The 14,347-nt window shown below is 62.6% G+C and carries 11 protein-coding genes and 1 tRNA gene; 3 read left to right on the top strand and 9 right to left on the bottom strand.

Features of this window, described 5'->3' with window-relative positions:
• Positions 1 to 86 precede the first annotated feature (86 nt).
• Positions 87 to 163: transfer RNA gene (locus tag ACK59L_RS10400), tRNA-Arg, on the bottom strand.
• Between the two features lie 319 nt (positions 164 to 482).
• Between ACK59L_RS10400 and gabD the strand changes: the two genes are divergently transcribed.
• On the top strand, positions 483 to 1,925 hold the full coding sequence (gene gabD / locus ACK59L_RS10395) for an NADP-dependent succinate-semialdehyde dehydrogenase (protein WP_023535744.1): 1,443 nt from the start codon (positions 483 to 485) through the stop codon (positions 1,923 to 1,925).
• A 182-nt stretch (positions 1,926 to 2,107) separates the two neighbouring features.
• Positions 2,108 to 3,385: a 4-aminobutyrate--2-oxoglutarate transaminase gene (gene gabT / locus ACK59L_RS10390; RefSeq protein ID WP_409273433.1), complete on the top strand. Its 1,278-nt coding sequence runs from the start codon at positions 2,108 to 2,110 to the stop codon at positions 3,383 to 3,385.
• 78 nt (positions 3,386 to 3,463) lie between these two features.
• On the opposite strand, the gene ACK59L_RS10385 is transcribed toward gabT, so the two are convergent.
• Both ACK59L_RS10385 and desA read right to left on the bottom strand, forming a co-directional pair.
• Entirely contained in the window at positions 3,464 to 4,450 is a 987-nt protein-coding gene (locus tag ACK59L_RS10385) for a sensor domain-containing diguanylate cyclase (RefSeq protein WP_196135956.1), read from the bottom strand.
• A gap of 128 nt (positions 4,451 to 4,578) precedes the next feature.
• Complete coding sequence (gene desA, locus ACK59L_RS10380; RefSeq protein WP_196135955.1) at positions 4,579 to 5,763, bottom strand: delta-9 fatty acid desaturase DesA; 1,185 nt, start codon at positions 5,761 to 5,763, stop codon at positions 4,579 to 4,581.
• A 208-nt stretch (positions 5,764 to 5,971) separates the two neighbouring features.
• Here desA and dibA point away from each other — a divergent pair, with 208 nt between their 5' ends.
• Positions 5,972 to 7,867 (top strand): phosphodiesterase DibA, encoded by a 1,896-nt coding sequence (gene dibA / locus ACK59L_RS10375; protein WP_409273430.1) that lies wholly within the window; start codon positions 5,972 to 5,974, stop codon positions 7,865 to 7,867.
• Between the two features lie 38 nt (positions 7,868 to 7,905).
• Here dibA and ACK59L_RS10370 read toward each other — a convergent pair whose 3' ends face one another.
• Genes ACK59L_RS10370 through ACK59L_RS10345 form a run of 6 tightly spaced genes read right to left on the bottom strand, consistent with a single transcriptional unit; the run spans position 7,906 to position 14,308 of the window.
• Positions 7,906 to 8,550, bottom strand: a complete 645-nt coding sequence (locus ACK59L_RS10370; protein WP_058604699.1) for a methionine ABC transporter permease — start codon at positions 8,548 to 8,550, stop codon at positions 7,906 to 7,908.
• Positions 8,540 to 9,649, bottom strand: a complete 1,110-nt coding sequence (locus ACK59L_RS10365; protein WP_196135953.1) for a methionine ABC transporter ATP-binding protein — start codon at positions 9,647 to 9,649, stop codon at positions 8,540 to 8,542. The genes ACK59L_RS10370 and ACK59L_RS10365 overlap by 11 nt, the downstream gene beginning before the upstream one ends.
• Positions 9,650 to 9,654: 5 nt before the next feature.
• Positions 9,655 to 10,452 carry a MetQ/NlpA family ABC transporter substrate-binding protein gene (locus tag ACK59L_RS10360; protein ID WP_196135952.1) on the bottom strand — a complete coding sequence of 266 codons (798 nt, stop codon included), beginning with the start codon at positions 10,450 to 10,452 and terminating at the stop codon, positions 9,655 to 9,657.
• Positions 10,445 to 11,836 (bottom strand): LLM class flavin-dependent oxidoreductase, encoded by a 1,392-nt coding sequence (locus ACK59L_RS10355; protein ID WP_409273427.1) that lies wholly within the window; start codon positions 11,834 to 11,836, stop codon positions 10,445 to 10,447. Before ACK59L_RS10355 ends, ACK59L_RS10360 begins: the two co-directional genes overlap by 8 nt.
• Complete coding sequence (locus tag ACK59L_RS10350) at positions 11,836 to 13,017, bottom strand: SfnB family sulfur acquisition oxidoreductase (RefSeq protein WP_409273425.1); 1,182 nt, start codon at positions 13,015 to 13,017, stop codon at positions 11,836 to 11,838. The genes ACK59L_RS10355 and ACK59L_RS10350 overlap by 1 nt, the downstream gene beginning before the upstream one ends.
• Before the next feature lie 49 nt (positions 13,018 to 13,066).
• Entirely contained in the window at positions 13,067 to 14,308 is a 1,242-nt protein-coding gene (locus ACK59L_RS10345; RefSeq protein ID WP_409273423.1) for an SfnB family sulfur acquisition oxidoreductase, read from the bottom strand.
• Positions 14,309 to 14,347: the final 39 nt, after the last annotated feature.

Here is a 14,347-nt window from a genome sequence, read left to right as displayed (position 1 = left end):
AATGACCTGTGGTACGGCAGTACCAGGCGTGTGACATGGCGCACAAACGAAAAAGCCCCAGGCGTTGGCCTGGGGCTTTTCATGTATGGCGCACTCGGCGGGATTCGAACCCACGACCCCTGCCTTCGGAGGGCAGTACTCTATCCAGCTGAGCTACGAGTGCAACGCGCACGCATGATACCTATCTCGTTCGTCGGCGTCCATCGCCTTGATCTGTAGCCCTTTTTACCTGCTGCCGTGTTTCGCCTCCATGGTGCTGCTGCCTAGGGCTACAATTTTCGATTCGTGCTCGCCCAGGTCCCGCGGGCTGCATTACGCCAGGCCAGCGGGCCGATTTCAGATAAGGTGTTCAACCGCTCGTTCTTTTTTTCGAACAGCCTATTGTCCAACACCCCAGCAGACGCTTAGCATTCGTTTGAGATTTCAAACGCTCGGAGCCCTGCGCTGGGCGCTTTCAACAATCAACAATTCGGGAAGCCGACATGCAGCTCAAAGACGCTCAGTTGTTCCGCCAGCAAGCCTTCATCAACGGTGAATGGCTGGATGCGGACAGCGGCCAGACTATCAATGTGACCAACCCTGCCACGGGCGAAGTCATTGGTACCGTGCCGAAGATGGGTACTGCGGAAACCCGCCGCGCCATCGAGGCAGCCGACAAGGCCCTGCCGGCCTGGCGTGCCCTGACCGCCAAGGAGCGCTCGACCAAGCTGCGTCGCTGGTTCGAACTGATGATCGAAAATCAGGACGACCTCGCTCGCCTGATGACCACCGAACAAGGCAAGCCGCTGGCTGAAGCCAAAGGCGAAATCGCCTATGCCGCCTCCTTCATCGAGTGGTTCGCCGAAGAAGCCAAGCGCGTCTATGGCGACACCATCCCGGGCCATCAGCCTGACAAGCGCCTGATCGTCATCAAGCAGCCGATTGGCGTCACTGCGGCCATCACCCCGTGGAACTTCCCGGCTGCCATGATCACCCGTAAAGCCGGCCCGGCCTTGGCCGCTGGCTGCACCATGGTGCTCAAGCCTGCCTCGCAGACGCCGTACTCCGCGCTGGCCCTGGTCGAACTGGCCAACCGTGCCGGTATTCCGGCGGGCGTGCTGAGCGTGGTCACCGGCAGTGCTGGCGAAGTCGGCGGCGAGCTGACCGGCAACGCCTTGGTGCGCAAACTCTCCTTCACTGGCTCCACCGAAATCGGTCGCCAGCTGATGCAGGAATGCGCCAAGGACATCAAGAAAGTATCCCTGGAGCTGGGTGGCAACGCCCCGTTCATCGTGTTCGACGACGCCGATCTGGATAAGGCAGTCGAAGGCGCGATCATCTCCAAGTACCGCAACAACGGCCAGACATGCGTCTGCGCCAACCGTATCTACGTGCAGGACGGCGTCTATGACGCGTTCGCGCAGAAGCTGGCCGCCGCTGTCGCCAAGCTCAAGATCGGTAACGGCCTGGAAGACGGCACCACCACTGGCCCGCTAATCGACGGCAAGGCCGTGGCCAAGGTGCAGGAGCACATCGAAGACGCAGTGAGCAAAGGCGCCAAGGTCCTGTCCGGCGGCAAGCTGATCGAAGGTAACTTCTTCGAGCCGACCATTCTGGTCGACGTGCCCAAGACCGCTGCCGTTGCCAAGGAAGAAACTTTCGGCCCGCTGGCGCCGCTGTTCCGCTTCAAAGACGAAGCCGAAGTCATCGCCATGTCCAACGACACCGAGTTTGGCCTGGCCTCCTACTTCTACGCCCGCGACATGAGCCGTGTGTTCCGTGTCGCCGAAGCGCTGGAATACGGCATGGTAGGCATCAACACCGGCCTGATTTCCAACGAAGTGGCGCCATTCGGCGGTATCAAGGCTTCTGGCCTGGGCCGCGAAGGCTCCAAGTACGGTATCGAGGATTACCTCGAAATCAAATACCTGTGCATCAGCGTCTGATCGCACGGTAAAGGCTTTACCTCTGCCAGCGGGGCGCGAGAGCGACGTTCCGCTGGCCTTTTTTACATTGCAGCACCTGGTGGCCAGGGCGCTCGCGGCAGTCGATCAACGAATACTGACTGCGGGCAACCCCAGCTACCCCCGAATAAAAGCGCCATGTTCAACGGCGCAATGAGGGCATTATGAGCAAGACCAACGAATCCTTGATGCAACGCCGTGTCGCCGCCGTTCCACGTGGCGTCGGCCAGATCCACCCGATTTTCGTTGAATCGGCCAAGAACTCCACCGTCATCGACGTCGAAGGCCGCGAACTGATCGACTTCGCTGGCGGTATCGCCGTGCTGAACACCGGGCACCTGCACCCAAAAGTGGTTGCAGCGGTGCAAGAGCAGCTCACCAAGGTCAGCCACACCTGCTTCCAGGTGCTGGCCTATGAGCCCTACGTAGAACTGTGCGAAAAGATCAACAAGCTGGTACCAGGTGACTTCGACAAGAAGACCCTGCTGGTATCCACCGGCTCCGAAGCGGTCGAGAACGCCGTCAAGATCGCCCGTGCCGCGACCGGCCGCGCTGGCGTGATCGCCTTCACCGGCGGCTACCACGGCCGTACCATGATGACCCTGGGCCTGACCGGTAAAGTCGTGCCGTACTCCGCAGGCATGGGCCTGATGCCAGGCGGCGTCTTCCGTGCATTGTTCCCGAGCGAGCTGCATGGCGTCAGCGTCGACGATGCCATCGCTTCGGTCGAGCGCATCTTCAAGAACGATGCCGAGCCACGTGACATCGCCGCTATCATCCTCGAGCCCGTACAAGGCGAGGGCGGCTTCCTGCCAGCGCCTAAAGAGCTGATGAAGCGTCTGCGTGCCCTGTGTGACCAGCACGGTATCCTGCTGATCGCCGACGAAGTGCAGACCGGTGCAGGCCGTACTGGCACCTTCTTCGCCATGGAGCAGATGGGCGTCGCGCCTGACCTGACGACCTTCGCCAAGTCGATTGCTGGCGGCTTCCCGCTGGCCGGTGTGTGCGGCAAGGCCGCATACATGGACGCCATTGCACCAGGCGGCCTGGGCGGCACTTATGCCGGTTCGCCAATCGCCTGTGCTGCGGCCCTGGCCGTCATCGATGTATTCGAAGAAGAAAACCTGCTGGACCGCAGCAAGGCCGTGGGCGAGCGCCTGACTGCCGGCCTGCGTGAAATCCAGCAGAAGCACCCGATCATCGGTGACGTGCGTGGCCTGGGTTCGATGATTGCCGTCGAAGTCTTCGAGAAAGGCACTCATACCCCTAACGCTGCAGCTGTCGCCCAGGTCGTTGCCAAGGCACGCGACAAGGGTCTGATCCTGCTGTCCTGCGGTACCTACGGCAACGTCCTGCGTATTCTGGTGCCGCTGACTGCCGAAGACGCCCTGCTGGACAAGGGCCTGGCCATCATCGAAGAGTGCTTCGCTGAACTCGCTTGATGTAGCTGGCTTTAAAAAAACCCGCTTCGGCGGGTTTTTTCATGTCAGCAATATACAGACGGCAGGCGGCGGCGATGCTCACCCCTGAACGATCTGATTCTTGCCTTGGCGCTTGGCTTGATACATGGCTGCGTCGGCGCGGGCATACAAGCTCTTCAGGGTGTCATCGTCATCCATCAAACCCGTCAGGCCCTGGCTCACCGTCACGCTGTAGGTCTGGCCCTCTTGGCCGAAGCTCAGCCGCTGAACCTCCCGCTGCAACCGTTCGGCGATCTGTTCTGCCACTTTGGCCGTACAGCCTGGGAACACCGCGGCAAACTCTTCGCCCCCGATCCGGCCGAACAGATCACCTCGGCGCAGTACCGTCCTGCCGCTGTGGGCGATGCGCTGCAGCACCTGGTCGCCTTCCTGGTGGCCATAGCTGTCATTGATGTTCTTGAAATCGTCGATGTCCAGAAGCAGGAACGTCAGCGGTGTACCGTCCTCGCGTGCCTTGTCAAACGCCTGCTTGGCGCATTCGAAGAAGTGGCGACGGTTACTGCTCTGGGTCAGGACATCGGTAGTGGCCAGGCGCTGAAGCTCGCCTTCCAGTCGTTTCTTGTCGGTGATGTCTTCGGCGATGCCAACGATGGTTACCCGATCGCTACCTGGCTGCTGGCTGACGTAGCACTTGTCGCTTAACCAGCGAAGTTCGCCATCGCCATTGAGAATGCGGTATTCGCGGTGTTCCACGGAGCCTGTGGACAGTACCTGGGCCAGGCTCTGTTCGGCAAATTCAAGGTCATCCGGATAGATGCTGTCGCGCCATACGTTGAAGTCGGCCATGACCCGGCAGACAGGGCGACCGAAGATGCGCTCGAACGCAGGGCTTACGTAGAGCACTTGCCGCGTTTCCCAATCGAAGGCCCACAGTACGGCGTTGACACTTTCGAGCAGCGAACTGAACAACTGCTCACGTTCGCTGAGGCGGGCGACTTCGCCTTGGGCATGCATCAGTGCCAGCAGGGTTTGAGCAGCGTCGGGGGGAGGAGTACCGGGCAGAATCTTGGGATTGTTCTTGGCCATGTGCACAGAGCGCGCTCGACGGGTAAAGGTGCGGCCACCTTCCGGCCGGTGTGGGCAGTTCGAGTCGAAACAGAGCAGTGAAGTTCCTCAACTTACGCCCCAGAACGGGGCGTATCGATCAACGGAGGTCAGGCAGCGGTCGGGCGCAGGGAGTAGGTTTTCAACTGTGACGCAAAGTCGCGCAGGGCGTGAATGCCACTGGTCTCGGCCTCATGTACCCAATCCTTCATGGCGGCAAGCATGTCGTGGCCGTTAGCGCTGGTCCGCGCCCAGATCTGCTGCAGGGCCAGGCGTTTCTCGTAAATGGTCTTCAATGCCTGGCTGTGCGCCAGCATGGACTCGATACGGACATGGTGGCGATCCTCCAGCAAGCTGGTCTCACGGGACAGCAGGCGTTTGGCGCGCCGGAAGTGGTGGCTGACCGAGGCATCGACGCGGGCCAGTTCCTGTTTGACCAGCGGGCCGATCACAAGCTTGCGATACTGGGCCATGATCTGGAAGCGGTTGTTCAGGATGGCCATGGCGGTGTCCATGTCCAGGCTGGCCTTGCCGGCAACGCGGTGGGCGATGGGGGCCACGCGCTGGACCTTGGCCAGCCGCAGCAGGCAGAACAGGCGAATCCACGCCCAGCCCATGTCGAATTCCCAGCGCCTGACCGAAAGTTTGGCCGAGTTGGGGTAGGTGTGGTGATTGTTGTGCAGCTCTTCGCCGCCAATGACGATGCCCCAAGGCACCAGATTGGTCGCAGCGTCGCGGCATTCGAAATTGCGATAGCCCACGGCATGGCCCAGGCCATTGACTACCCCGGCTGCCCAGAAGGGAATCCACATCATCTGCACGGCCCAGATCGTGATGCCGGCGGTACCGAACAGCAGCAGGTCGATGAGCGCCATCAGCACGATACCGCCCAGCTTGTAGCGGGAGTAGAGGTTGCGTTCGACCCAGTCGTCCGGGCAGTTCTTGCCGTAGATGCGCAGGGTCTCAGGGTTGCGCGCCTCTTCGCGGTAGAGCTCGGCCCCTTTACGAAGCACCGTGCTCAAGCCCTTGTAGACTGGGCTGTGCGGGTCGTCCGGGGTTTCGCACTTGGCGTGGTGCTTGCGATGGACAGCGGTCCATTCACGGGTGTTCTGCGCCGTGGTGAGCCACAGCCAGAAGCGGAAGAAATGCTTGAGCCCGGTATTGAGTTCCAGCGCGCGATGCGCGGAATAGCGATGCAGGTAGACCGTGACGCTGACGATGGTCACATGGGTCATCAACAAAGTGATGCCGACCAGTTGCCAGGCCGACAAGTCGAGCAGGCCGTTGTACCACATAGGTAGAGATACCCTCGAAATTCAGGGGAAAGGTGCGATTATCCCTGGGTCGGGAAATAAAACCAGTCAAAGCTCACCACGCGATGTTTCAGCGGGGCGGCGGTGCCCGGCATGCCTTGGCGCCAGTCCTTTGCAAAGCGGCAACCGCACGTCGGGCAGCAGAAGCTTTATAATCCCCCAACATTTTCCATGGGCAATTCCACCCGACATGTCTGTTTCCGTTCGCGACGCCTTGCGCATGGCTGCGCTCTATGTGGTGCTCTCGATCCTCTGGCTGGTGCTGGCCGAGGTGGTGCTGCACAGCATGACTGAAGACCCCCTGGCCCTGACGGTGGGGCGCCAGATCAACGTCGTGGTTTGGGTGTTGCTCAGCGCCTTGCTGATCTACGTCTCGCGCGTGCGGCTATTGAACTTCATCGGTGCCGGTGCGCGCCTGCGCGGCGAAGACCGTGAGCGCCTGCGCATGGCCGCAGCGGTGTTCGACTGCACCCTGGAAGGGGTCCTTGTGACCGACCGGCAGGGGGTGATCGTGCACGTCAACCGCGCGTTCATGCGCATCACCGGCTATCAGCAGGATGAGGTCATCGGCCAGCGCCCGAGCAAGTTCAAGTCGGGGCACCATGGCGCCGCGTTCTACCAGCAGATCTATGCGGCCCTGACCGAGACTGGGGAGTGGAGCGGCGAGATCTGGAACCGCCGCAAAAGCGGTGAAATCTATCCTCAATGGCAGACCATCCGCGCCATTCGCGACGACGAAGGCGAACTGAGCCATTACGTGGCGGTATTCAGTGACATCAGCGCCATCAAGCATTCGGAGCAGGAGCTGGCCTACCTGGCCCACCATGATCCCCTGACCGACCTGCCCAATCGCCTGTTGTTCACCGACCGGGTCCAACAGGCGTTGGCTGCGGCCCAGGCCAAGAAGCGCGGTTGTGCGCTGCTGCTTCTGGATCTCGATCATTTCCAAAGCATCAACGACGGGCTGGGTCATACGATCGGCGATCAGTTGCTTAAGTTGGTGGGCGCCCGCCTGGGCGAAGTGGTGAGCAGCGGGGTCACCCTGGCGCGCCTAGGCGGCGACGAGTTCGGCGTCCTGGCCGAGCACTGCCAAGACCTGGGGCAGGCGGCAAAGCTGGCCCAGCGCATCATCGAACGCATGCGCGAGCCCTTCCTGTTCGAGGGCCATCGCTTGTTCATCAGCGTCAGCGCAGGCATCAGCCTGTTCCCAAGCGACGCCCTGAGTGCCGAGCAGTTGCTGCGCAATGCCGATTCGGCGCTGTACAAGGCCAAGACCAACGGTCGTGCCTGCTACGCCCTGTACACCGAGGAGCTGACCGCGCACGCCCAGTTGCGCGTGGAAACGGCCGGGGAATTGCGCCGCGCCCTTGAGCAGGATGAGCTACGCGTGTTCTACCAACCAGTGCACGACCTGGCCTTGGGCAGCCAGGTTGGGGTCGAGGCGCTGGTCCGCTGGCAGCATCCCCAGCGGGGCCTGGTGGCACCGGGCGAATTCATTCCGATTGCCGAACGCACCGGTCTGATTGCCGAAATCGATGCCTGGGTGCTACGCCAGGCGTGCCTGCAGATGGTGCACTGGCAGCAGGAAGGCCGCCCACTGGCATTCGTGGCCGTGAACATCTCGAGCCGGCTGTTTGGCCAGCATGAGTTGTACCGGCAGGTGGCCGATGTGCTGCATGAAACAGGCCTGGCGCCAGCGCTGCTTGAGCTGGAGGTCACGGAAAGTGCGGTGATGGAAGACCCGGAAGTGGCCCTGGAGCAGCTTCACCGCTTGCGCGAGCTGGGGGTGACTTTGGCCATCGATGATTTCGGCACCGGGTATTCCTCGCTGCTACGCCTCAAGCGCATGCCGGTGCAGAAGCTCAAGATCGACCAAGGCTTCGTAACCGGGCTGCCGTGCGATGAAGATGATGTCGCGATCGTGCGTGTGATCATCGCCCTGGCCCGCAGCATGGGCATGCAAGTGCACGCCGAAGGCATCGAGCAGCAAGAGCAGGCCAGCTTCCTGTTGCAGGAGCAGTGCCAGTTGGGGCAGGGCTACTGGTTCGGCCGGCCGGTCGCCGCAAAGGACCTGCGCTGGGAATGAGGCCAGGGGCTGGCTTGGCGGCAGCCCTTCGCCTTCGCTCATCGCTTGTTCAACCCTCGGGCCAGCCGGTCGCCACCGAGCTGGATCAGTGCCACCAGGGCCACCAGCATGGCGATCACCGTCAACATGATCTGGCTGTCGAAGCGCTGGTATCCATAGCGGTAGGCGATGTCCCCCAACCCTCCGGCACCGATGGCGCCCGCCATGGCGGATGAATTGATCAGCGTCACCAAGGTGATGGTGAAGCCGCCGACGATGCCTGGCAGGGCTTCTGGCAGCAGCACGTGCCAGACGATGTGCCAGCGTCGGCACCCCATGGCCTGCGCCGCCTCCACCAGGCCGTGGTCGACCTCTCGCAGGCTGACTTCGGCAATGCGGGCGAAAAAGGGCGTGGCCGCGATGGTAAGGGGCACGATGGCCGCCCAGACGCCGTAGGTTGTGCCGACCACCCACCGCGTAAAGGGGATCAGGGCAACCATCAGGATCAGAAACGGCACCGAGCGAAACAGGTTGACGAACGCGCCCAGCACCCGGTTGAGCAGCGGCGCCGCATAGATGCCGCCCTTGTCGCTGGTCACCAGCATGACGGCCATCGGTACGCCCACCAGCAAGGCGATCAGCGAAGAAACGCCCACCATCAGCAGCGTGTCGAGCAAACCCTCCAGCAGACGATCAACCCACATGGCCCAGCACCTCCACGTCTTCGGCCCAGCGCCGACTGCGTTCAAGGAGGCGGTTGGCGTCATGGGGCGAGTGCTGCACCGACACGATCAGTTGCGCCAGCGTATGCGCGCCGATGGATTGCACACCCCCCTGCAGCAACCGCACGCGTCCGCCCAACTCGGCGAACAATGCCGACAGATCGGGCTCGCCGAACGCTGTCAGCTTCAGCACGATGGCGCTGTCGGGGCTCGCTGGCGCAGCCTTGATGTTCGCGGTCAAGGCCTCTGGCAAGGTCGGTTGCAGGGGCGCCAGCAACGTGCGCGTGGTGGCGTGCCGTGCCGCGCCGAACACCTGCCAGACCTCGCCCTGCTCGACCAATTGGCCACGCTCCAGTACCGCAACCCGATGGCAGGTGTCGCGCACCACGGCCATTTCATGGGTGATCAGCACGATGGTCAGGCCCAGGCGTTGGTTGATGTCGCGTAGCAGTTGCAGGATTGAGGCGGTAGTCTCCGGGTCCAGCGCCGAGGTCGCTTCGTCGCACAGCAGGATACTTGGGTCATGCACCAGCGCGCGGGCAATGCCCACGCGCTGCTTCTGGCCGCCGGACAACTGCGCAGGGTAAACGTGATGCTTGTCCTCGAGGCCAACCAGTTGCAGCAGCTCGCGCACCTTGTGCTGGCGCTGCGCTTTGGCGACGCCGGCCACCTTCAGCGGTAGCTCGACGTTCTGCCATACGGTCTTGGCTGACATCAGGTTGAAGTGCTGGAAAATCATGCCGATGCTTCGGCGCAACCCCACCAGGGCGTCCTCGTCGTAGCTGGCAATGTCCGCCTGGTCGATCAGCACCCGGCCTTGCGTAGGCTGTTCCAACCGGTTGATGGCGCGCAGTAGCGACGACTTACCCGCCCCGCTGCGGCCGATGATGCCGAAGATTTCACCGCGCCGGATGTTCAGGTCGATGCCTTGCAGGGCTGGCTGGCTCTGGCCTGGATACGTCTTGCCCAGCCCGATGAACCGCACATGGGCGTGGTTGACGTCAGGGCGCAGGTCCAAGTGTTCAGCCTGACGGGGTGGTGCAGGGGACTCGAGTGCTCGCCGTGCAGTGGAATGGCTCATCGCTGTCACTCCCAACCGGCCTGGTAGAGCGTGCCATGAGCCTTGTCCAAGGCCGCACGTACAGCGGGCGAGTGCTGGTAGATGTCGACGAACTTGGCCAGGCGAGGGTCATCCTTGCTTTGTGGGCGAATGACGAACTGAATCACGTATTCCTTGTTCTCCAGGCCATCGAAAAGCAGGGCCGAGGTGGCGTCAAAACTGTTGGCCAGCCGAATGTAGGCGGGGTAGCCCTGCACCAGGTCCGCGTCGTCATACGCCCGTACCAGCTGGACCGCTTCGACCTGAATGATCCTGAGCTTTTTCGGGTTGGCCGTGATGTCCTGTTCGGTGGCCTTGTAGCCCACACCCGGTTTGAGCGTGATCAAGCCAGCCTTGGCCAGCAATTGCAGGCCGCGTCCGCTGTTGATCGGGTCGTTGGCGATGGCGACGCTGGCCCCTTCGGGCAGGTCGGCGAAGCTTTTATAACGCTTGGAATACAGGCCCACGTTGTTGATGATGCCTGGGGCGTAGGGCACCAGATCGAAACCGGCAGCAGCCTTGGCGTTTTCCAGAAAGGGAATGTGCTGGAAGTAGTTCACGTCGATGTCGCCACTGTTGAGGCTGACATTGGGGGCTATCCAGTCGCTGAATTCGATCAGCTTCACCTCGAGCCCTTGTTTGTGCGCCTCTTCGACGGCGGCTTCCAGCGGGATGGCAAAGGCTGAGGTGGTGCCGACCTTAAGCGGCTCATCGGCCAGGGCTGCGCTGGAGAAGCCCAAGGCAATCGCGACGGCCGCAATGGGACGAAATAGTTTTTCAAGCATGGTGCAAGGCTCCAGTCGAGGCGGGGGCAGGCGCAAAGCGGTAGGTCGAGCCAGGGTGATCGGCTGGCAAGTAGGGATGGTCGGTTGCGAACAGCTTTTCGCGCAGCGTGCCGCCGGCGTAGGCGGTCTTGTAGCGGCCGCGCGCCTGTAGCGGCGGAATCACCAGGTCGATGAAGTCCTCAAAGCTTTCCGGTGTGACGGTGCGGGTCAGGTTGAAGCCGTCCAGGCCGGTTTCGTCGGCCCATGCGATCAGCTCATCAGCCACCTGCTCGGGGTCGCCGACCAAGGTGACGTAGCGACCGCCCAAGGCGTGCTGTTGCAGCAGGCGGCGTCGGGTCCAGGTGTTTTCCTGCAGTTGGCGGGTGGCCGACTGGATGGCGTTGCCTTGGGTAAAGGCAATCGGCTCGTCCAGATCGAAAGCCGCAAAGTCGATGCCGGTGGAGGCGGCAAAATGCGCGACGCCGGCTTCGGGGCTGGCATGGCGCAGGTATTCGGCGTGCTTGGCCAGGGCTTGTCGCTCGGTGGGCGCCACGATCACCGTAATGCCCATGAACACCTTGACTGCCATTGGGTCGCGACCCGCAGCCCTGGCAGCGGCGCGCACCTTGTCCACCTGGGCGCGGGTTGAAGCCTTGTCCTGGCCGCTGATGAACACGCACTCGGCATGGTTGCCCGCAAACGTCAGGCCGCGCGGGGAGCTGCCAGCCTGGAACAGTACCGGCGTACGTTGTGGCGACGGCTCGCACAGATGATAGCCTTCGACATCGTAGAACTCCCCGTGGTGATGGACCTTGCGCACTTTGTCGGGGCGCGCGTAGATGCGTTGGCCGCGGTCAGCCAGCACGGCATCGTCGGCCCAGCTTCCCTCAAGCAGTTGATACAGCACCTTGAGGTATTCATCGGCCTGGTCGTAGCGACGGTCATGCTCAGGCTGCTGGGTCAGGCCCATGGCGCGCGCAGCGCTGTCCAGATAGCCAGTGACGATGTTCCAGCCGACTCGGCCATTGCTCAGGTGATCCAGGGTCGAGAGACGGCGTGCAAACAGATAAGGCGCTTCATACGTGAGGTTGGCCGTGAGGCCGAAACCGAGGTTGCGGGTAACGGCGGCCATGGCAGACACCAGCAGCAGAGGGTCGTTGACCGGTAACTGGATGGATTCCTTTAACGTTACGTCCAGCGACTGGCCGTAGACATCGTAGGTACCGACGATGTCGGCGATGAACAGACCGTCGAACAGGCCCCGTTCCAGCAGACGCGCCAAATCGGTCCAGTATTCGAGGGTCTTGTACTGGGTCGACGTATCGCGCGGGTGCGTCCACAAGCCATGGTTGATGTGCCCCACGCAGTTCATGTTGAAGGCATTGAGCAGGATCTGCCGGGCCATCAGATGGTCCCCCGGCGCGGTGGGTTTTGCTCGTTGAGGTAGTAGTTGCCGATGGCGTGGTATTTCCAGCGCACCGGGTCGTGCAATGTGTGTACCCGGGCGTTGCGCCAGTGGCGGTCGAGATTGTGTTCGGCCAGCGTGGCCTGACTGCCACCGAGCTCGAACAACGTGGTGCCGGCGGACAGGGCGATTTCCGTGCTGATGGCCCGTGCCTCTGCTACGGCAATGGAAGCCGCGGCTACGGCTTCGGCCGTGCTGTCGTCACGCGCGTTGTCCAGGTAGTGGCCTGCGCGTTCGAGCAAGGCTTCGGCAGCGTGCAAGCGGATAGCCAGCTGCCCGAAGCTCTTGACGGTCAACGGATCGTCGCTCGCCTGCTCCACGCCTGAGTCCACCCATGGCCGGCTGCGGGTCCGCACGAAATGCAAGGCGTCCTCATAGGCTGCCCGGGCGATGCCGGTATCGATGGCGGCATGAAGAATCTGCGCCAGCGGGCCTACCGGGGTGGGGCGATCGAACACGCTCTGGAACGGTACGACGTCCTGTGCGCTGACGGGGACGTTATCGAACACCACCGAACCGCTGCCGGTGGTACGCTGGCCGAAGCCACTCCAGTCGTCGATCACCTGCAGGCCGGGGCTGTCGGCAGGCACGAATGCCAGGTGCTGAACGCCTTGGTCATCGATCACCGAGGTGGGTATGCGCTGGGCGTATAGCGCGCCAGTGGCGTAGAACTTGCGACCATTGATGCGAAAGCCATCGCCTTCGCGGCTCAGGCGTGTGGTGCGGTCATTGGCTGTCTTGGTGCCCAGTTCTGCCAGGGCATTGCCGAACCGCCGGCCTGCCAGCACTTCGGCGTACAGACGCTGCTGCTGTTCGGGCGTGCCGTTTACCCGCAGCACTTCCAAGGCATAAAAATGGTTTTGCGGAATCTGCCCGAGCGAGCCGTCGGCCTGCGCGATGATGGCGATGACCTTGGCCAGGGTGACGTTGGATACGCCCGCCCCGCCGTAGGCCTTGGGTACGCTGATACCCCATAGGCCCGAGCGTGTGAACAGCGCCAGCTCAGGGTGTGGCAGACGCCGCTCACGGTCGCGCACCGCGCTGTCGGGGCGTAGCTGGCGGGCGATGTCCAAGGCGACGGCCAAGGCTTCGCCGTCGCTGGTAATGATGCGTGTGGTCATGGTGTGTCTCCGGTGCCCCGGACCGCGCAGCGGTCCTGCAGGCTACCCATCAGATCCAGGAATGCCGCGCGGGCAGGGTGCCGTTGAGGTGGTACGCGCCAACCGCGTGGTATTTCCAGCGCACCGGATCGTGCAGGGTGTGCACGCGGGCGTTACGCCAGTGGCGGTCGAGGTTGAACTCGGCCAGGGTGGCGCGGCTGCCAGCCAGTTCGAACAGTTTCTCGCTGGCCTGCAGGGCAATCTCGGTGGTCAGTACCTTGGCCTCGGCCACCGCAATTGACGCACGGGCAGCCGACTCGGCATCCACCGGCGCTGCGTTGACCTCGTCCAGCACCTGCCCGGCCCGGCGCAGCAGCGCCTCGGCAGCATGCAGTTCAAGCTTCAGGCGGCCGATGTCGGCGATGACATAGAGGTCGTCGCTGGCGCGCTCTACCTGGGCTTCGACCCAGGGGCGCGACTTTGTGCGCACGAAAGCAATGGCGTCATCGATGGCGGCCTCGGCAATGCCTGCGTCGATGGCCGCCTGGATGAGCTGCGAGGCGGCGCCCTGGGTATTGGGTACCTCCCGCTGACGCCAGTTGTCGATAACCAGGTCTGCCTCTACCGGAACGTCATCGAGCAGTACTGTTCCGCTGGCCGTGGTGCGCTGACCAAACCCCGACCAATCGTCGACGATACGTAACCCGGGGGTCCCGCGGCGCACGAAGGCCAGGCGCTGGCGACCTTCCTCGTCCAGCGCCTTGACCGCCACCCAGTGGGCGAACAACGCGCCGGTGGAGTAGAACTTCTCGCCACTGATGCGATAGCCGTCACCTGCGCGGTTGATCCGTGCCTTGAGGGTGAGGGTGTCTTTGGTACCGCGCTCAGGGCCTGCATTGCCGATTCGCCAGCCGTCCAGCACGCTGCGAAACAGCACTGCCTGTTGCGCCGGCGTGGCTGTCAGGCGCAGCAGTTGCAGCATGCCGAACTGGTTCTGCGGGATCTGCCCCAGCGCGGGATCGGCAGCGCTGATCAGGCGGAACACTTCGGCCACGGTTTCGAACGACACATCAGGGCCGCCGTAGGCCTTCGGAACGCTGATGCTCCCCAGGCCACTGCGGGTAAACAATTCGATTTCGGCCCAGGGCAGTTCGCGTTGCTGATCCCGACGGGCAGCCTGTTCGCGCGCGACAGCGGCGACTTCACGTGCAGCTTGCAGCGCTTGGGCATCGCTGTGCAGAACCTTGGCTGGCAGCAAGGGCGGTGCACTGTCGAGCACGCCGCGGGAGGAAATAAGGGCTTGGCTGGACATCAGTGCCGCTCCTTGGCTGCACGCAATGCCCTGGCGTTA

Origin of the sequence: Pseudomonas sp. KCJK9111, assembly GCF_046231935.1 — a bacterium.
Taxonomy (GTDB): domain Bacteria; phylum Pseudomonadota; class Gammaproteobacteria; order Pseudomonadales; family Pseudomonadaceae; genus Aquipseudomonas; species Aquipseudomonas parafulva_B.
Note: the sequence above shows the minus strand (reverse complement) of the source record. Positions and strands in the feature narration are given on the sequence as shown.